We start from the raw sequence: 19269 nt of genomic DNA, 5'->3' as shown, positions 1-19269 counted from the left end.
AGCCTTCCTGATCTGCCTCCGGCAATCAATTCGCCCGTAGCGAAGTGATCTGCTTGGCCAGATACTGCGGCGTATACGGCATATCCTCCCGGAGCCAGGCGATGATGGTACCAATGAGGGCCGCCGAGCCATACCACACAGCAATGTCCTTCTGTACCGTTACTTCAGAAGCGTCATACGCGGTTACCCTGCTCTCCACCCGTGCAGAAATAATGTCTGCCATCAGTTTAAACAGCCGGTCGGTGAAGATCGTGCTCTTCCGCGACGTAAGTACGATTTTGTAGAATTTGGCGTTCTCGGCAATATGCACAAGCAGGTGCTCCAGCATCGGCCACTTCTCTTGTTGTGCGGCTTCCATAAAGTCCGTATCCTCTCTCACCACTTCCAGAACCTCCTCAGCCATATCATCCGCCATTTTCTCCAGCATATCCGGGATATCCCGGTAATGCAGATAGAAGGTCACACGGTTAATTTGGGCCCGCTGCGCAAGGCGGTTGACGGTAATTTTCTCAATACTCATCTCTTCCATCAGCTCTATTAGAGCCTCTTTAAGAAATTGGCGTGTACGAAGGACACGCGGATCTGTCCGCTCGGCGGGATTCGTCATTTCTGTTCTCTCCAATCTGTGCTGCCCAAGAGCAGGCTACATTTTCAGTCAAAAGTGTCGTTTTTCAACTATATACACTACACATATCCTCAAAGTGTAAACTAATTTACATTTTCCCGAAAATCGTTGCTTGATTACATGATATTTTCATTTATAATTTACTTTATACATTGTAAACTATACAACACATTGTAAATTTAGTCCATGAGTTGGCGGTTTGAAAGGATGAAGAATAGTGAGTAACAAGACAGCAAGCAAAGAAGCCCAATCCATTTCCAAGGGACCTATTCTTTTCGTAATGATTCTGGGTGCCTTTCTGGCTACACTAAATCAGACCATCATGAGTGTTGCTACACCGGAGCTGATGCATGACTTCAATATTACGGCGGCCACGGCCCAGTGGCTCACTACCGGCTATATGCTGGTTAACGGTGTGCTGATTCCCATTACGGCCTATCTGATGCAGCGATTCACTACACGGGAGCTTTTCCAGGCCTCGATGTTTATTTTCTTTGCGGGTACCCTTGTATCAGCGCTCGCGGGAAGCTTCCCGGTGCTGCTTACCGGACGGATGATTCAGGCTGCCGGTGCCGGCATTATCATGCCGCTGCTCACCCAGGTTATTTTGACCCTCTTCCCGCGTGAGAAAAGAGGAGCCGCCATGGGGATGGTCGGGCTGGCCATTATCTTTGCCCCGGCTATCGGCCCTACGCTGGCCGGATATATTATGGAACGTTATTCGTGGGAGATGATGTTCTACGGCATGCTTCCACTCACGGTTATGGTCATCGTATGCGGTTTTATTTATCTGAGAAATGTGGCCGAGCGATCTTTTCCCAAAATCGATATTACCAGCGTGATCCTGTCCACCATCGGATTCGGCACCCTGCTCTATGGCTTCAGCCGGGCAGCCAGTGCTGGCTGGTCCAGTGCAGAGGTGTTATTGTCGCTGGCCGCAGGCGCTATATCGCTTGGATTATTCATATGGAAGCAGCTCACTTCCGAGAGCCCGCTGCTGGATCTGCGCACCTTCCAATATAATATGTTCTCCTTGACCACGGTCATCAGTGTGGCGGTTACGATTGTGATGTATGCGGATATGATGCTGCTGCCGCTCTATCTGCAGAATGCCCGCGGCTTCACCGCTATGGAATCCGGCCTGCTGCTGCTGCCCGGCGCGGTGATTATGGGGGCGCTGATGCCGGTCACCGGCAAGCTGTTCGACCGCTTTGGAGCGAAATGGCTCGCCATTATCGGCCTGACGATCACGATTCTGACTACACTCAGCTTCGTGAATCTTACAGACTCGACAAGCTACGGTTATTTGATGCTGATGTCCACCGGCCGCCGGATCGGCATGGCCTTGCTGCTGATGCCAATTCAGACCCTCGGGCTGAATCAGCTGCCCTCCAGGCTGAATTCACATGGTACAGCGATCTCCAATACCGTAAGGCAGGTTGCCGGCGCAGTAGGCACTTCTCTGCTGGTCACCGTGATGACCAGCCGTACCGCCACTCACTTCCAGGAACTCGCAGCCAGCGGCGGAACTGCCGGCGAGACTCAGAAGCATATGGTAATGGAGGCTTCCATCCAGGGCATCAACGATTCCTATCTGGTTATTGTGGGCATCGGCATTATCGGGCTCTTACTCTCCTTCTTCATTAAGCAGGTGGGTCAAGCCAAGGAACCGGCCCTGAAGCAGCAAGCCGTTATCGCCGAAGAAGTCTAAGGTGAGCATCTGATGCTTTGCTTTTTCCTAGGTTGCATACAGAAGAAGACCCGCGGAGCGCACTCCACGGGTCTTCTTCTACATCTCGCATATACATAGCGCTTATAGTACAATGATATCCTGACTGCTTATTATATTAATAAAAGTAAGAGGTGCCCGAATGGCTATTAATTTCACAAAACCGGTGCTGGATCGTTTAAACCAGGAGATCGCAGAGATGGAAGCCGGTATTACAGAGCTGCAGAAGAAGACCCGCAAGACCAAGCTCAAGATCAACCAGCTGGAAAAAGACTGCAAGCTAAGCTCATCCCCAAGCTCCCTCAGCAGTAAAATGAGCCGTATCACCAAGCTGCAGGCTGAGCTCAAAAAAATCTCCCAGCAGCAGTTAGAGCTGTCCAAGGAGATTAACAAAAAGAAAACACTGCGCGCCCAGCTGCCTTCTGCGGAGTAATCCCAGACTGCTGTTCCGGCTACTTCCAATGCAAGCGGCTGCTTTTATCTTGAGGGGCTTAGCCGGGCACGCATCCAGATTAACAAATAAATGACGCATAAGAACATCCAAAAGCCATTAGCGAATATACTCTGCTTCAGAACTAGGGACAAAAGAATATGGTATGCGCAAGTGAATATCAGCAGTGATACTAACGCTACCGTCATCGTTCTGCCGGATACCTGCTTTGGAGAACTGATTTTGGAAAGAAAATAAGCAGCGGCTACCGCTACAGTGATCGATAATACGATTCTCAGAGTCTGATTCTCCAGCACATCGTGCAAGGTAATAATAGCCGCCAGCATAAGAAAACCTGCAATGACCTGTAACTTGCCTCTGGTCTTCATTTAATCCCTCCTGGATACATGATTAAATCTCTATTTCCTGTTATTTTATCCCACAATATCCCTGTATGTCTGTGATCTATGACAATTTATCATGCGGAAATTAAATGCAGAAAGAACCAAAGGAACGGATTCCCTTGGTTCTTCGTCATTTCATCATTTCGTTATTTCAGTCTGGCTGATCTGGACTACGGCTGGTTATTCACTGCGCAGGGCAGTCACCGGGTCCTTCTTCGCCGCCATCTTGGCCGGAATAGCTCCGCCCAGCATAGTGAGCAGGACGCTGATGACACCAAGAACGAGCGCGTGGAGCGGATTCAGCTGGGCGACATTTTTCAGCTCCGTCAGGTTGTAGAGGACTGCATTGACAGGGATGGTCAGCAGATAAGTGATGCCGATGCCCAGAATCCCCGAGCATGCTCCGATAATGAAGGTCTCGGCATTGAACACCCGCGTGATATCCTTCTTACGGGCACCCAGTGCACGCAGTACGCCGATCTCCTTCGTACGTTCCATCACGGAGATATAAGTAATGATCGCAATCATGATCAGGGAGACCACCAGGGAAATCGCCGCAAAAGCAATCAGCACCATCGTAATCCCGTCCATAATTCCGCCGGAAATGTTGGTGACAATAGCTGCGAGGTCGGTGTACTGTACCTGAGCTTCGGCAGCCTTCCCTTCATTCCACTTATCGAGATAAGCCGTTACAGATTCCTTGGCGCTGAAATCAATCGGATACAGCGAGACTGCGCTTGGAATATCCGTGGCCCCCAGCGCTGCAAGGGCATTCTCCTTCGTCATGGACGACATGCTGGCTGCCGCTGCCATCCCGGCGTTCACTAGCGGCATCTCGCCCATTCCGGTACCGGAGCCTCCGCCTGCGACCCCCTCCGACAGGGCTTGCCCCGTCAATACATTGATATCGGATTTCTCTTGTGCGAGTACAATTTCCGATTTCTGTGCATCTGCAATGAAGGAGGCTGCCAATTCATCGGAGTAGACTAGGCCGGGCGACAGCGTTGAGATTGTCGACCCCTCCTGTGCGCGCAGCACACCGACAATATTAAGTGTTACTGCCTTAGGGCTGTTGTAGAGGTCATTCAGATTTCCTCCGGTTGCATTGACTACAAACTGTTCACCATTTTGCTTATAATAATCATTGTTCATGACCAGCTTGAGCGGAGTTCCGACCAGATCACTCAGATTGATACTCTTTGCTTTATAATCCAGTCCGAGCGCATTCACTGCTCCATCGGTCAGACGGTTGTACTGATCCACGATCAGCACAAGATCCGTCTTCTCTGTCGGGAATTTCCCCTCCAGCAGATCATAGTATTGCTCCAGATAGCTGCCCGAGGCACTGCCCTGTTTGCTTGGATACGGTGCTACTGTGATCTTGCTTTTATCCAGAACCGATGCCTTGTCCCCATTCTTCACCAGCCAGTTCATATTCACGGTACGGGTGTAAGAGACGCCGTCAATCAGCTTGGGATCGATTCCGTCAAGGTACTCGATATACTCCTTGGTCAGCACGTTCGTGTGGATGGCTGAATTCACCGTAGGGTCGTATGGATACAGCTTTTTCTCAGCCGGATAGGAGGGGAGCTCCGTTGTTTCCTGGCCTGGAGGACCTGCATTCTGCAAGTTCATTGCCGTCTGGTTGATGGAGATCGGGAAGTTGGATAAGGCCCCGGTTTCATAGGAGCTGATCTGTTTGTCGAAGCCATTGGACAGGGACAGGATCAGGGCAATACCGATAATTCCGATACTGGAGGCAAAAGCGGTCAACCCCGTGCGCCATTTCTTGGTGGCAATGTTTTTGCCGGATAATTTGAGGGCTGTGAAAAAGCTCATGCTTGTCTGCTTCAGCTTATACGCACTTGAGGTCTTCTGTGTAGGCAGCGGATTGCTGTCCGAGATCGCATGACCATCCGAGAAGCGGATCACGCGGTCTGCATAGTTCTCTGCCAGCTCAGGATTATGGGTAACCATGATGACGAGCTTATCCTCGGCAATCGACTTGATCAGCTCCATGATCTGCTCACTGGTCTCCGAATCCAAGGCTCCGGTAGGCTCATCGGCCAGGATAATATCCGGATTGTTCGCGAGCGCACGGGCAATCGCCACACGCTGCATCTGTCCGCCTGAGAGCTGGTTCGGCTTTTTGTGCACATGATCCTTAAGTCCGACCTTCTCCAGTACCTCCAGCGCCTTGCGGTGCTTCTCGGCTGAAGATACCCCGCTGAGTGTCATCCCCATCTCCACGTTGTCTGTGATGCTTAAGTGCGAGATCAGATTATAACTCTGAAAAATAAAGCCGACACTGTTATTGCGGTACGCATCCCACTCGCTGTCCTTGAAGCGCTCCGTCGATTGGCCGTTAATGATCAGCTCTCCGCTGTCATACTGATCCAGTCCGCCGACGATATTAAGCAGCGTGGTCTTGCCCGAGCCGCTCTGGCCCAGAATCGCAACGAACTCACTCTCTCTGAAATTGAGATTTACTTTATCCAGTGCCACTTGAGTGAATTCGCCGGTCTTATAGCTCTTGGTGATGTTTTTTAATTGCAGCATGGTCAGTCTCCCTTTCCATTCCTATACTCTTATTCTCTGTATGTGCTTCGTGCTTCCTGTCCTGCTGTTCCCCAGTATAATCGTCCAATATAAACTAAACCTAAACTCCCGGTTGAGATTAAGTTGATCTTGATGAGGTATACTTAAAAAAAACCACAGAACATATATACAGGCTATACGTTCTATAACATGGAACCTTTCCAGGAGGAGAACCTATGTTTACTATTCTTGTAGTTGAGGATGACGCCAAGCTGCGGCAGCTCTTCTGTACTGTACTGACCAGACACGGCTACCGCACGGTTCCGGCTGTGAATGGCGAGGATGCGCTGGCGATGCTGGATAAGGAATATATCGATCTGATGATCTGCGATATTATGATGCCCGTGATGGACGGCTTCGAGCTGACACGGATGATCCGGGACAACAACAGTCAGCTTCCGGTCCTGATGGTAACGGCGCGGGAGAATTTTGCCGATAAGCAGCAGGGCTTCCTCGTTGGCATTGATGATTATATGGTCAAGCCGGTCAATGTGAATGAGATGCTCCTGCGTGTCGGGGCGCTGCTGCGCCGGGCCAAAATCATCAGCGAACGCAAAATCGAATGGGGAGAAACGGTGCTGGACTATGATGCGTTAACCGTGATTCAGGGGCCTGAACGCACCGTGCTGCCGCAAAAGGAATTCTATCTCCTCTATAAAATGATCTCTTATCCGAATAAAATTTTCACCAAGCAGCAGCTCATGGATGAAATCTGGGGGATGGACTCCGAGTCGGATGAGCATACGGTGGTGGTTCACATTAACCGGCTGCGGGAGCGTTTCAGGGACAATCCGGATTTTGAAATCGTCACGGTCAGAGGGCTTGGCTATAAGGCGGTGAAGCAGGGATGATTCGGGGAAGAGACAGGGGGCTATGGTGGTATTTCGTCTCAATGGTGTTCGTGATCATTCTGTTCTTTGTCTTCATCCTGGGAGTCATAGCCTTCCTGTATTACCGGCTGGGCAATCATACCAGGGAGCACGGCAATCCGTTTCCGCCCGTTCTGACGATGATGCTGTTCAGCCTGGTCGTCGGGACCACGATCACTATTATGGTGGGCAAGAAGATCCTGGCCCCGATTACAGACTTCAGCAGGGCAGCCAAAGAGATTGCAGACGGCAACTTCAATATCTATCTGAATGAGTCCCACCGGATTAATGAGATCAGTGAGGTGGCACATCATTTCAACCTTATGGTTCAGGAGCTTCGCAGCATCGAGACCCTCCGCAATGACTTCGTCGTGAATGTGTCTCACGAATTCAAGACACCCATTGCAGCAATCGAAGGGTACGCCATGCTGCTGCAGGAAGAGAATCTGAGCAAGGAGGAGCATAACGAATACACCGGAATGATCATTGAGAGCTCACGGCAGCTCTCCAACCTGTCCGGTAACATCCTCAAGATATCCAAGCTGGAGAACCAGGAGATGCTCTCCGAGCTGGCCGAATATCCGCTGGACGAGCAGCTCCGCCAGGCCCTGCTGCTGCTGGAATCCCTCTGGTCCGCCAAGCAGCTCAATCTGGATATTGAGCTGGATGAGCAGCGGTATTATGGCAACGAGGAGCTGATGATGCAGGTGTGGCTTAATGTGCTCGGCAATGCGATCAAGTTCACGCCGGAGGGCGGAACGATCTCGGTCGCGCTCCACTCGGACGGGGCCTGGATCTCGGTGGTCATCGCGGACACCGGCATCGGCATGACCCCGAAGGTGCGCAAGCACATCTTCGAGAAGTTCTACCAGGGCGACCCCGCCCGCGCCGCCGGGGGCAACGGCCTCGGCCTGCCGCTCGCCGCGCGCATCATCAGCCTGAGCAAAGGCACCATTGAGGTGCGCAGCGAGCCGGGCCAAGGCTCGGCGTTCACGATCAAGCTGCCGGTGGGCGGGGCTTGAGGCATTAGCCGTGGGGCTGTTTGCGGCCGCTTGCGGGGATGAGGGGGATTTATCCCTCTCATTCCCTCCCCACGCCCACTTTTGGCGGAATCAGAGGGATTTATCCCTCCCATTTCCTCCCTACGCCCACTTTCGGCGGAATCAGAGGGATTTATCCCTCCCATTTCCTCCCTACGCCCACTTTCGGCGGAATCAGAGGGATTTATCCCTCTCGTTTCCTCCCCACGCCCACTTTTGGCACGATCAGAGGGATTTATCCCTCTCGTTTCCTCCCCACGCCCACTTTTGGCACGATCAGAGGGATTTATCCCTCTCGTTTCCTCCCCACGCCCACTTTTGGCACGATCAGAGGAATTTATCCCTCTCGTTTCCTCCCCACGCCCACTTTTGGCACGATCAGAGGGATTTATCCCTCTCGTTTCCTCCCCACGCCCACTTTTGGCACGATCAGAGGGATTTATCCCGTTTCCTCCCCACGCCCACTTTTGGCATGATCAGAGGGATTTATCCCTCCCATTTCCTCCCCACGCCCACTTTTGGCGCGATCAGAGGGGTTTATCCCTCTCGTTTCCTCCCCACGCCCACTATCGGAGGAATCAGACGTTACTATCTACCATAGCTCATTATCCATAACAGATGGAACAAGCTCATACCTGCAGATTCTATTACTTCCTTGCAGCAACACTGGAGCGAGCTTGCCTTTGTCACACAAACTATTCAAGTTTTTCTTCACCGTTCGCGGATCAATACCAAGCCCATTAACCACATCCACCGGCCGCAGGAAACCATTCATCCGGCTCGCCATCCGCAAGATGTCACGCTCTATCCTCGTAAATTGACTGCTCCCTTCCGAACTGGTTTTCAACAAACTTGGGGTTAGCAAAGCTTTCAGCAGGGAGATGGTCTGCTCCGGTGCAGACTCCAGATCATCGTACGGGATGGCGATGACGCGGTATCCGGCAATCTGCAGATACGTCTCCCGGTTCAGCTCTTGGCGGTATCTGGTCCGGTCCGTGTTCTGAACATGCGGCCCATATCCCTTGATCTCAATAGCAAACTTTACCTGTCCAGGCTTCCACACAAAATCCACAAAATACGGCCTGCCCCGCCAATCGGCAACCTCGTACTCCGGATGAAGATCATCCAACTTCCCGAAAATCGGCCACCATACCCGCTCCACAAACATCTGCTCCCCATGCCGGTGGCCCCGGTCCAGCCGGTCCAGACGTTCCCCCGTCCTGCGTTTCTTATGATATTCCAGCCATCTCTGATGCTCTTCAGCAAATCCCATTTCTCTTTTCCTCCTCTATAAAATCAACTCTCCCCCCCGCAAACTGAGCTTGATCATCCCACCTGTCTCCACTCACTTCCGGGGGCGTCAGAACCTAAAGTTACAGGCATATTCACGCACAAAAAATCCCGCACCCAATCAATCAGGGTGCGGGATGTGCTTCATCCGTTTTTCAGATTATAGTACCGGCTTGCTCCCCCCGTCAATAACATACTCCACACATTCAGCCACAGCAATAGCTCAAGCCGGGCCAGAATGTGAGCAGCATAACCAGCAGCTACACTCCCGCCGCAACCCTACTTCCCCTCCGCCCAGCACATCCGCTCTGCTCTTACGGTTTCGCCGGACTCAATGGCCTTCTCAATCAACTTGCCGAGATATACATCCTGCGAGGCTTCCTCCAGTCCGTAGAATCCGGGGCCGCCAGCCGCATAGAGGGCCATCTTGTCCAGACAGGACGCAATGGCGAGCTCGTCATCGTACAGCCGAGCCGGGGCGAAGGGATTGTTATACAGCCATTGCTCTCCGCAAATAATTCCCTGGAGGTAATAGCCTTCGGCATTCTCCTGTTCTCCACGGTTGATGCGCTTCAGCTCCATTTGCAGAGGCACCAGATTCTCCTGTTGGATCAGCACCCGGTTGTCGAAGATCTCCCCGCGCTCTCCGCGCACGCTAAGATGATTCGAGCGCGTCCAGGAGCGGTGCTGGTCCTTGGTGAAATCGTAAAGGCCCAGCCGGTCTCCAAAATCCAGCCAGGCCAGCTCCCTCTGCAGCGGAATCAGCTTGTCTTCAACCGGAGGGCCGCTGCGGGTTGGTCCGCCAACCCAGCTGGAGTCGAACCGCATCCCCCGGATGACCGCCTCCTCGAACCCGATGCCGAGCATCCTGCGCATCAGGGCTGCGCCATGATACAGATGGGATACCGAGACCGTCGTCTCGGTGATTCTGCCCAGCCTGCCGGAGCGGATCAATGACAGCCGCGCCTCCTGGATCGGATGGTACGGGTACTGCTCTGCGACCTGTATCCAAGCCCCGTGCACGGTTAGCTCCTTGTGCAGCTGCTCCAGCTCTTCCAGACTGGAGGCAGGTGGCGTCTCTGTCAGTGCCGGAAGGCCAATCTCGGCCAGCCGGTACAAATAGTTCATTGCCGCCCCGCCGCTGACAGAGACTACTGCGAAATCCGGGTCCTCATTCCGCAGCAGCTCGTCAAGGGTACGGTATGTCTGAACACCCCACGCGGCTTCTATCTCCTGTCCCTGGGCCCGGTCCCTGACTACAAGGCCGCCGATCTGAAACAGGTCCGGCAAGACCCGGGCAATTCGTAAATAATACTGTGCGCGGAATCCTCCTCCGCCGATAATGCTGAAGTTAACGGGCATACCCTGTCCTCCTTGATGACACATTGATGTTGATGCAGCTCAGCCGCAAGTCCCTGCTCTGTCATCGCGGCTTCTATCATCATACTTGTCTCTAGCGGATTATATGTGTCATCATTTGATCAGCTCCGTGGGATTCATGCCGGTGATCTTCTTGAATAGAGTACTGAAATAAGGAATGTTCTTGTAGCCAACCCGCTCCGCCACTTCGTAGACCAGCATATTGCGTTCCATGAGCAGCTCCCTGGCCTTCTCAATCCTTACCCGGGTCAGATAGTTGTTGAAGGTCTCCCCGGTAATGTTCTTGAAAATAATCGACAAATGATTCCGGGAGATGAACACCTTATCCGACAGATCAGCCAGCGTAAGCTCCTCGGCATAATGCTCATGAATGTAGTTCGTCATGAAATCAACGACCTGCCGGTGCTTGCTGCTGCCCTTCCATTGGCGGCTGGCACAGATGGCTGTGATTTTGGCGGACAACCAGCTTGCCAGCTGGTCGGGTATGGCCAGGTTGCCGATCTCCTGGGCAATCTGGTCATTGGTGAACAGATCATCAAGCACGAATCCGGACTCATACAGGGAGTAGGTGATAATGCCCCATAGCTCGCTGCCGAGCATCTGCACATAGCTAGCGGAGACCCCTTGCTGCGCTTGCAGCTCGGTAATGTATCCGTATACAAGCTGCTGCGCCTCCGCCTCCTGTGAAGCCTTCATCGCGGCGGCCAGCTTGTAGGAGAACTTCACCGGGAAGAGCACCCCACGGTCCTGCCCGCTGCTGTGGCTCTCCCGGTAGCAGTACACCTCATAGGCCGGACTGATCCGTAAGGCCCCGTGATCCATGGCGCGGAACGCCTCCTCCGTCGATTCTGGAATCTTCGTCCAGGTATCCTTCAGTCCTCCAATCCCTATGCGGACTACCAGCCTGAGATATGAATGGATGCTGTCGACCAGCCGGGTCCCCAGCTCCTCCAGCTGCTGTGTGCATTCTGCCTCGGGGTGAATAATCAGCAAGGCCCGGTAGCTGTTCAGCTCGGTGTATTCCATATTAGCGTAATGCTTGCGCGTAACCTCACAGGCAATGTTACTGACTGCGAAGCGCAGCAGATTCCAGTCCGAGACCGAGAAGGAGCTGGCCCGGTCATCACGGATCAGCTCGATCCCGATGCTTGCATGCCTGCCTTCCAGCCAGTAATGATACGAGGGCGGAAGATGGGAATTGTTCCGGTACGAAGGCTCCAGGGTACCGACCGCGGCGGACCGGACCCATTCCTTCTCGACAAAAGGCTCATACAGCATCATTTTCAGCTCCAGCTCGCCTTGTCTGATCACCTTCTCCTGCTCTCTGAGCAGCTCTGCAATAACCTTGTGAAGGATCGTTCTAAGCGTAGGCAGACTGATCGGCTTGGAGACATAGTCACTGACCTGAAGCCGGAGGGCTTGTCTGGCATGCTCGAAGTCTGAATAACCGCTCAGAATAATGATTTTGCCCTTGAAGCCCTCGTTCCTTAATTGCTCCATCATCTCCAGGCCGCTCATTACCGGCATATAGATATCCGTGATTACAATGTCCGGGGTGGTTGCCCGGATCATCGCCAGGCCGTCTTCCCCGTTAAGTGCCTCACCTGCCCATTCCGCACCCAGCTCCTCCCATGGAATCGCCCGTTTCATCCCCTGAAGTACCTGGCGCTCATCGTCAATAATAGCGATCTTCCACATCATGTCTGCCTCCTTAAGCTTCTCTGGCCCGCAGCAGCCTTATCAGCCTTCCTTCGCAGCGAGAGAAGCAGTCAGTATCTGTGCCGGAGCCTCTGTGAGCAGCGGCAGAACAATCTCTACCCGGGTCCCTCCCTCTTCACGTTCCTTCAGCGTAACCCCATAGTCATTTCCGAAATATCCGGCAATCCGCTCTCGCACATTCCGTATGCCATAGCCGCCGGTATGCCGCCTGTGCGGCCGCGCCTCCGGCTGCTTCAGGCCTGCCCCGTTATCATCAATTATAATCTGCAGCGTCTCCTCTACCTTAGTTAAGGAGATCGAGACATGGCCGCTGCGCTGCTTATTGAAGCCGTGCACAATGGAATTCTCCACGAACGGCTGCAGGGTGAGCTTGGGAAGATAAGCCTCCTGAAGCCCCGGTTCCACCTCGATGGTGTACTCCAGACCGTCGCCCCAGCGGAGCTGCTGGATTTCGAGATAACACTGGATGTGCTGTAATTCCTCCGATACCATGATGAAGCTCGCCCCGTTGGATAAGCCGATCCTGAACATCTGGCCCATCAGCTCCAGAATCCGGCTCAGCTCATCCTGCCCGGCCTCAATGGCCATCCAGTTGAGCTGGTCCAGCATATTGTAGAGAAAATGGGGATTGATATTGGCCTGCAAGGCCTCAATCTCCGCTTTGCGCTGCTGCTCATACCGCCGCTCCAGCGACAGGTACAGCTCCTCGATACGCTCGGTCTGCTTGCGGTAGCCGGAGAATAAATAACCGAATTCATTCTCGTAGTCGCTTGGCAGCTCCTCCTTGTGCCCGCCGACTGAATATATTCTCATAGCGCTTACAAGCTGCTTAATCGGCTTGGAGAATTGCCTGCTCAGATAATGCGTCAATAGCAGGACCAGCAGAATCGCTCCAATCCCGATCAGCCCGATCCATTCCGCCAGCTCCAGACTGCTTGCCGTAATCTGCTTCCAGGAGGTGAACTCAATCAGCGTCCAGATGGAATTATCCATTCTGGAGTAGACCAGCAGCGTATTGCCGGTATCCTTATCGCCGGGAATGTGGACATAGCCGGATTTGTTGCTCTTGAGGTCGATCCATTTCGACCACTCGCTCTGCTCCAGCGTCTCCCCGATGCTCAGAATCTGCTTGCCGGCGCTGTCCGCCATGATCCGGTTCGACCCGGAGGAATTGCCGGTCAGCAGCGCACGGATTTCCCTGGCTTTAATATGAACGACAAGCACACCAAGATAGTCGTTCTCGTTCATGATTTTCCGGGCGAAGCTAAGCACCGGAATGTCTCCCTGCACACTGGGAATGGAATGTTCCCCCGACCAGGCGAAATCGCTTTTCACCAGATTCCTGGCCCAGGACTGCTTATCCAGATCGCGAATATTGCGGAATTGAATATAGCTCTGCCCGCTGCTCGGCATCGGTTGATCCATATAGAGGTCAATCCCTTGAATTAACGGAATGGCATAGGTTAGATTGCCGAGCGCACTCTCAACGCTTATACGCTTGCGGTACCGTTCGAAATCATCCTGCCTGTTCAAGAGAAAGGTCGTCAGCTCGTTGTCCCGTGAGGTGGACAGTGAGATCTGCTCAATCATATCCAGCCGGGTGGTAATCTCATTGTTCAACTCATCCAGCAGCCGTTGCTGATAGTGGGAGGTGGTCTGCACAAGGGCTTTGGAGGAATTGCTGTAGCTGGTCCAAGCCGTAACCGCTATCACCAGAATAATTATAATGGCAAAGCTGTGAAAAAACAGACGGTCGATCCTGTACTTTTTAAAAGGATTGGTCAAGTGATCCCCTTCCTTCGCCTCCGGCTCACAAGAAATAAACGGTAAAGCGTCGAATAAGGCTCAGGCGCTTTACCGTTATCGGACGGATGTTTTTTTACATCTTATCCCTTTATGCCTGTTGTCGCAATCCCGTCCACGAAATACTTTTGCAGGAAGGTGAACACAAGCGTTGCCGGAACAATAGAGACAAGCGACATGGCCAGAAGCTGGCCCCACTCGGCTGCAGACTGGGAGTCATTAATCATACGCAGCGCAAGGCCCACCGTGTATTTGTCTACCGTGTTGATGTACAGGAGGTGTCCCAGGAAGTCATCCCAGTTCCACAGGAAGCAGAAGATCGTCACCGTAACGACCGCCGGGAAGGCCAGCGGCATGACCACTCTCCAGAAAATTCCGAACCAGGAGCAGCCGTCGATTTTGGCCGATTCGTCCAGCTCCTTGGGCACGCCGCGGATGAACTGGATCAGCAGGAAGACGAAGAAGCTTCCGCCGGCCCCGCCCGCCAGCAGATGGGGAACGACAAACGGCAAATACGTGTTCACCCAGCCCAGCTGATGGAACAAGGCGTACTGGGGAATGATCAGCACCTGACCAGGCATCATCAGCGTCAGCATCAGAATCGAGAACCAGAATTTCTTCAGCGGAAAATCCAGTCTGGCGAACCCGAAGGCAACCAGCGTACAGGATAACAGCGTTGCGATCAGCACCATAATTTCCAGCCAGAAGGTGTTGAGGTAGAAATCAGTGAACGTATGTCCGGGAACTGAGTTCCAGCCTTTGGTGAAGTTCTCCCACTGCGGGACGGACGGGAAGATTCCCGGTGAACTCAGCTCGGTGCTGTCCTTCAGCGAGGCTCCGATCCACCATACAATCGGATAGACCATGAGGAAGCTGAAGAGAATCATGAACACATGCCGGAGTGCAGGCTTCCAATTCAAAGTTGTCATTTGCGTTTTTTCCCTCCAGTGTCAGTCTCATAGAATACCCAGTACTTCGAGGTGTAGGAGATCAGAAGTGTTGCGGCCACTATGGCGACCAGCATAATCCAGGCCAATGCAGAAGCGTAGCCCAGCTCGTACCGGCTGAAGGCCCGTTCGTACAAATACATGGCATATACATATGTAGCGTTCATCGGTCCGCCATTCGTAATCACGAAGGCCGAGGTGAACATCTGGAAAGCGTTGATCACGGCCATAATCAGGTTGAAGTAGAGAATCGGCGACAGCATAGGCAGTGTAATGCGGAAGAATTGAATGAACCTGTTCGCCCCGTCTACCGAGGAAGCTTCATACAAGTCATTGGGAATCTGCTTCAGCCCTGCCAGGAAGATAACCATGGTGGAGCCGAATTGCCAGACGGTCAGCAGAATCAGTGTGCCAAGCGCGGTGTCCGGGTTGGTGATCCAGCTTTTCCCTTCGATGCCGAAGACGGCAATCAGCTTGTTAAAAATCCCGTCTACCCCGAAGATGTTGCGCCAGAGCAGCGATACCCCGATACTCCCTCCGATAAGAGAAGGGAAATAGATCGCTGTGCGGTAGACGCTGATCCCTCTGACCGCTCTGCTGAGTACCATGGCCACCAGCAAGGCTGCAATCAGCTTAAGGGGCACAGAGGCCAGCACGTACATGACCGTGACTTTGGCGGATTGAATGAATTTGGGGTCTGCGGTGAAAATCCGTTCGTAATTGCGGGACCCGATCCATTTCATCGGCTGCATCAGGGTGTAGTCGGTAAACGAATAGTACAGGGATAAGAACAACGGATACGCCGTCAGTACCAGGAACCCGATCAGCCAGGGCGAAATAAACAAATAGCCTGCAAGCGGAGCGTTCCACCGGCTTTTGAAATAGGAGCTTTTTTTCGGCGCTGGCGAGGCTTCGGCTAAAGTGGTTGTGGAGCGGTTCATCTGTGGTCACCTCTTGTGGTCAATTTGTATAGCTTAAGTATAGTATTGGGCCACACTCCGGCTAAAGGAGGGCAATGCTCGAATTCTTTCAAAATATAACGATTAATTCGAAAACACGAGTATAACCGCGTTCCAAGTGGAAACGATATTTCAAAAAGATAAAGCCCGGAACATTGCTGTCCCGGGCTTCTGTACATAAATTATTTCTCGTAGGATAGCGAGGCTTCCTTCAGCTGCTTGAACGCCTCTTCTGGTGTAGACTTGCCGAAACTGAGCTGGTCGCGGACAAGTACCCAGTCCTTGTCGATGAAGTTCGTCCAGCCGCCGGCTCCGGCCGACCAGGTCTGGCCATCCGGCTCCGTAGCACGGAGCAGAGCCAAGCCTACCTTATCCAGATCGCTCATGTTCGCTTCCAGCAGGGCCGCATTATCCTTGTTGGCCGGCAGACCGCGGAAGGTTTGGGTAATATTGGCCGCTTCAGCATCATTCACGAACCAGTTGATGAATTTCTTGGCTTCTTCAGCATGCTTGGAGTTCTTGGAGACCGCCATGTACATCGACGGCTTCAGCCAGCCTCCGGCCTCTTCGGCACGCGGCATGGTTACAAGTGCGTAGGCTCCCGGCTTAATGCTGTCCCAGGTTCCCAGATTGTTGGAGAAGCTGTAACGGAACAGCACCTTGCCTGCTGCGAGCAGATCCATTTGCGGATCATTTTCCTTATCGGAGGCATTCACATCCGCCGGAGGAACCAGCCCTTCCTTACGCAGCTCTTCGAATTTACGGGTCCAGTCCAGATACGTGGCTTCATCCACGTTGAAATGACCCTCATTCGTGATAACCTGCCCTTTGCCTTTGGCATACTGATACGCCGAGTACATGAAATAGTTACCTGCATAGTCGAGGGTGAAATACTGTCCCTTCGGCAGCTTGGACTTGGATTCCTTCGCCAGGGCGAAGAACTCATCCCAGGTCCAGCCGTTAGCCGGATTCGCAATGCCCAGCTTATCCATAGCGGCTTTATCATATACCATACCGAAGGCCACCGAGCCGAGCGGAACGGCATACTGCTTGCCGTCCAATTGGCCGCCTGACAGCAGCTTCGCGTCGAATTTGCTTACATCCACCTCAGGAGCCAGGTCGGCCAGTTGCTGGCGGGCCATCCAGTCCGGCATCCAGCCCGGGTCAAGCTGAACAACATCAGGTGCGTTGTTGGCCGCAGCCTGCGTGGATAATTTGTCCAGATAACCGTCCATACCGGAATACTCCGGCTCGAAGGTTACGTTCGGATTATTCTTCGTGTACAATTCCAGGGCCGCCAGGGTAGCTTCGTGACGCGGCTGGGAGCCCCACCACATAATCCGCAGCTTAACCGGCTCATTGGTGCTTGGTGCATCAGTTGCAGCAGCCGTCGCAGCAGCATTGGTGCTGGCAGGTGCTTCTGTAGCCCCTCCTGCATTGTTTACTTTATTCCCTCCGCCGCCGCAGGCAGCCAGTGTACCTAATATCGCTGTCATCGCCAGGACCGAAAGAGAACGCTTCCATTTCAACATCTTTAACCCTCCTGTATGCATCTGTATTCTCTTGCTACATTGCTATAGTAACAATATGGAATTGAAGTTCATAGGAGAGCAATGCACGAATTCTTATAAAATCTTACGAATATGCCATCCTGCAGATCTGCAAAAAACGTTCAAAGGCTGCTCCGCTATCCTAAGATAGCGAAACAGCCCTGAGTGTCAACTCTGCGTTACTTATTTCATCATACTGGCGGCAATGGCGATAAGCTCATCCTTGGTCAACTCCGAATTCTCCTGGCCAACCGCCACGGAATAGATGATCTGCGCTTCGGGGGCAGACCAGACCAGTTTATACTTATACCCCAAGTCAAGCTCCTTGTTGTCGGAATCATCCGAAAAAATGGCCTGTCTGCCTTTGATCTCTATATTTTCCATCTTTGTATGTTCACTCCACGAGAGCGGATCAGCCGGGTTTTGGTTGTCATCCACACGCGACACACCTATTCTCACCCGAATCTCTCCCTTCTTGTATACCAGTGAGGAATACGGGTAGTCAATATTCTCCGCCTTCTCCACTCTCCAGGACAACTGGAAGTTATCTCCCAGGTCTCTCTCGTCTCCGCCTTCCAGCTCCTGCACATCCGGAACTTTTAAGAAAGAAGGCTTGATGATTGCCTCGTCCAGGGCATACCCTTCCGGCAGATACGCCGGCTGCTCCAGGACAGGAGCGTTGTGCTCCTCTACACTAGTCTTATACGCGGTATAGTCTTTGAACGTGAGGGGCGGGCGATACATGTTCATACTCCCCTCTCCCTCCTCGTCTTCACGCGTAATTACATAGGTGGCATACTCTCCAGGGAGCAACAGTTCCTTCATAAGCTCTGCCCCTTTTGAATACTTCTGGTTATAGAGAATACTTAGCTTCTGGTTGGCTTCATACTCTATACCCGGCTGTGCTTCTGGAATATAAGGCTTCAAGGGTTCTTTCGCCTTCTCAATCAGCGTTCCGCCGGAAGCCGTCGCCGGAAGCGGCTGATAAGGAAGCACCTTATACTGGGCTCCGGCCCCTTGCCGGACTTCACCCGAACTCTGGGCTTCAGCTCCTTGCTGGAGTTTGCCGGAGAATTGGGTATAGCCGCCGCCCAGCAAGACCAGTGCCAGGACCGCCGCCGCCCAGCCCTTCACCGGCATCCGCTTCTGTCTCCGTCCGGTTCTTGTTTCCATTCTGCACATTACTTTAGGTGCCTCTCCGCTTGGCGGAAGGGTCTGAAGCAGGGTCTCGTCTTCTTCAGCAGTCAATGCCCCCTCAAGCCCGAGCGCCTTCATTACTGGTTCATGAACATCAACGGTGTTCCAATGTGCTGAACGGTCTCCCTCCTTCAGAAACTGCTCCACTGGAGTTAATTCACGCTTGCCCATAATTGTTTCTCCTTTCTCTCAATCGCTTTTTTAAGTTTTTCCCTGGTCCGTTCATATCTTTTGCGTACGGTAGCCGTACTCACACCCAGAATTTCACTGATTTCCGCAAATGATTTATCTTCAAAAATCCGCAGGATCAACAAGTTCCGGTCCTCCACATCCAGCTTCCTCAGAGCAGCCGAGACCGGCTCGCTGAACAGGCGGTTCTGGGCCATTTCTTCGGCGCTCTTCTCCGTAACCTTCTGCCCGAGCAGCTTCCGCAACTGCTGCTGGTATTTCTGCCGCCGCAGCTGATTCAGGCAATGATGATAAGCAATCTTGTAGAGCCATGAGGTAAAATCTGCCTGAGGCTTGTACTGCCCGATATTCTGGTAGGCCTTGATCAGGATGTCCTGTACCGCGTCTTCCGCCTCTTCCTTGTTATTCAGCAAGCGATAGCAATAGAGGTAAATCCGCTGCTGGTATAGCCTGATCACGTCCGAGTACAAGCCTCCTTCCCCGTCTTGTATCCTTCTAATCTTCTCTTCGATAGGGTCCACGATAATCTCCTTTCTGCAA

16 protein-coding genes are annotated in these 19269 nt (G+C 52.8%); 4 read left to right on the top strand and 12 right to left on the bottom strand.

The window, feature by feature from the left end; all coding sequences use genetic code 11:
• Positions 1-25 precede the first annotated feature (25 nt).
• Positions 26-607, bottom strand: coding sequence for a TetR/AcrR family transcriptional regulator C-terminal domain-containing protein (locus NST69_RS06230; RefSeq protein WP_342548784.1), 582 nt, complete (start codon positions 605-607; stop codon positions 26-28).
• 298 nt (positions 608-905) lie between these two features.
• Here NST69_RS06230 and NST69_RS06225 point away from each other — a divergent pair, with 298 nt between their 5' ends.
• Together NST69_RS06225 and NST69_RS06220 are read left to right on the top strand one after the other, a co-directional pair.
• A complete protein-coding gene (locus NST69_RS06225; RefSeq protein ID WP_342550093.1) occupies positions 906-2336 on the top strand; it encodes a DHA2 family efflux MFS transporter permease subunit in 1431 nt (476 codons plus the stop codon).
• A gap of 160 nt (positions 2337-2496) precedes the next feature.
• Positions 2497-2787, top strand: coding sequence for a hypothetical protein (locus tag NST69_RS06220; RefSeq protein ID WP_036725809.1), 291 nt, complete (start codon positions 2497-2499; stop codon positions 2785-2787).
• 44 nt (positions 2788-2831) lie between these two features.
• On the opposite strand, the gene NST69_RS06215 is transcribed toward NST69_RS06220, so the two are convergent.
• Both NST69_RS06215 and NST69_RS06210 read right to left on the bottom strand, forming a co-directional pair.
• Complete coding sequence (locus NST69_RS06215; protein WP_342548783.1) at positions 2832-3173, bottom strand: hypothetical protein; 342 nt, start codon at positions 3171-3173, stop codon at positions 2832-2834.
• 195 nt (positions 3174-3368) lie between these two features.
• The gene (locus tag NST69_RS06210) at positions 3369-5747 is read right to left on the bottom strand and encodes an ABC transporter ATP-binding protein/permease (protein WP_036725814.1); all 2379 of its coding nucleotides are present in this window, start codon (positions 5745-5747) and stop codon (positions 3369-3371) included.
• Between the two features lie 215 nt (positions 5748-5962).
• Here NST69_RS06210 and NST69_RS06205 point away from each other — a divergent pair, with 215 nt between their 5' ends.
• Entirely contained in the window at positions 5963-6637 is a 675-nt protein-coding gene (locus tag NST69_RS06205; protein ID WP_036725816.1) for a response regulator transcription factor, read from the top strand.
• On the top strand, positions 6634-7677 hold the full coding sequence (locus tag NST69_RS06200; protein WP_051478049.1) for a HAMP domain-containing sensor histidine kinase: 1044 nt from the start codon (positions 6634-6636) through the stop codon (positions 7675-7677). The genes NST69_RS06205 and NST69_RS06200 overlap by 4 nt, the downstream gene beginning before the upstream one ends.
• Before the next feature lie 610 nt (positions 7678-8287).
• Here the strand turns inward: NST69_RS06200 and NST69_RS06195 are convergent.
• From NST69_RS06195 to NST69_RS06155, 9 genes are all read right to left on the bottom strand, one after another.
• Positions 8288-8968: an RAP domain-containing protein gene (locus NST69_RS06195; RefSeq protein ID WP_342548779.1), complete on the bottom strand. Its 681-nt coding sequence runs from the start codon at positions 8966-8968 to the stop codon at positions 8288-8290.
• A gap of 296 nt (positions 8969-9264) precedes the next feature.
• Positions 9265-10347 (bottom strand): Gfo/Idh/MocA family oxidoreductase, encoded by a 1083-nt coding sequence (locus NST69_RS06190; protein ID WP_342548777.1) that lies wholly within the window; start codon positions 10345-10347, stop codon positions 9265-9267.
• 111 nt (positions 10348-10458) lie between these two features.
• Positions 10459-12063: a response regulator transcription factor gene (locus NST69_RS06185; RefSeq protein WP_341170399.1), complete on the bottom strand. Its 1605-nt coding sequence runs from the start codon at positions 12061-12063 to the stop codon at positions 10459-10461.
• Between the two features lie 42 nt (positions 12064-12105).
• The gene (locus tag NST69_RS06180; RefSeq protein ID WP_342548775.1) at positions 12106-13869 is read right to left on the bottom strand and encodes a sensor histidine kinase; all 1764 of its coding nucleotides are present in this window, start codon (positions 13867-13869) and stop codon (positions 12106-12108) included.
• 101 nt (positions 13870-13970) lie between these two features.
• Positions 13971-14816: a carbohydrate ABC transporter permease gene (locus NST69_RS06175; RefSeq protein WP_036725825.1), complete on the bottom strand. Its 846-nt coding sequence runs from the start codon at positions 14814-14816 to the stop codon at positions 13971-13973.
• The gene (locus NST69_RS06170) at positions 14813-15775 is read right to left on the bottom strand and encodes a sugar ABC transporter permease (RefSeq protein ID WP_342548773.1); all 963 of its coding nucleotides are present in this window, start codon (positions 15773-15775) and stop codon (positions 14813-14815) included. The genes NST69_RS06175 and NST69_RS06170 overlap by 4 nt, the downstream gene beginning before the upstream one ends.
• Positions 15776-15975: 200 nt before the next feature.
• The gene (locus NST69_RS06165; RefSeq protein ID WP_342548770.1) at positions 15976-17325 is read right to left on the bottom strand and encodes an extracellular solute-binding protein; all 1350 of its coding nucleotides are present in this window, start codon (positions 17323-17325) and stop codon (positions 15976-15978) included.
• Between the two features lie 201 nt (positions 17326-17526).
• Positions 17527-18711 (bottom strand): DUF4367 domain-containing protein, encoded by a 1185-nt coding sequence (locus tag NST69_RS06160; RefSeq protein ID WP_342548768.1) that lies wholly within the window; start codon positions 18709-18711, stop codon positions 17527-17529.
• Complete coding sequence (locus tag NST69_RS06155; RefSeq protein ID WP_342548767.1) at positions 18693-19250, bottom strand: RNA polymerase sigma factor; 558 nt, start codon at positions 19248-19250, stop codon at positions 18693-18695. The genes NST69_RS06160 and NST69_RS06155 overlap by 19 nt, the downstream gene beginning before the upstream one ends.
• Positions 19251-19269: the final 19 nt, after the last annotated feature.

Origin of the sequence: Paenibacillus sp. FSL P2-0089 (assembly GCF_038595095.1) — a bacterium.
Taxonomy (GTDB): Bacteria; Bacillota; Bacilli; order Paenibacillales; family Paenibacillaceae; genus Paenibacillus_AQ; species Paenibacillus_AQ silagei.
This window is presented reverse-complemented; position numbering and strand designations above follow the sequence as displayed.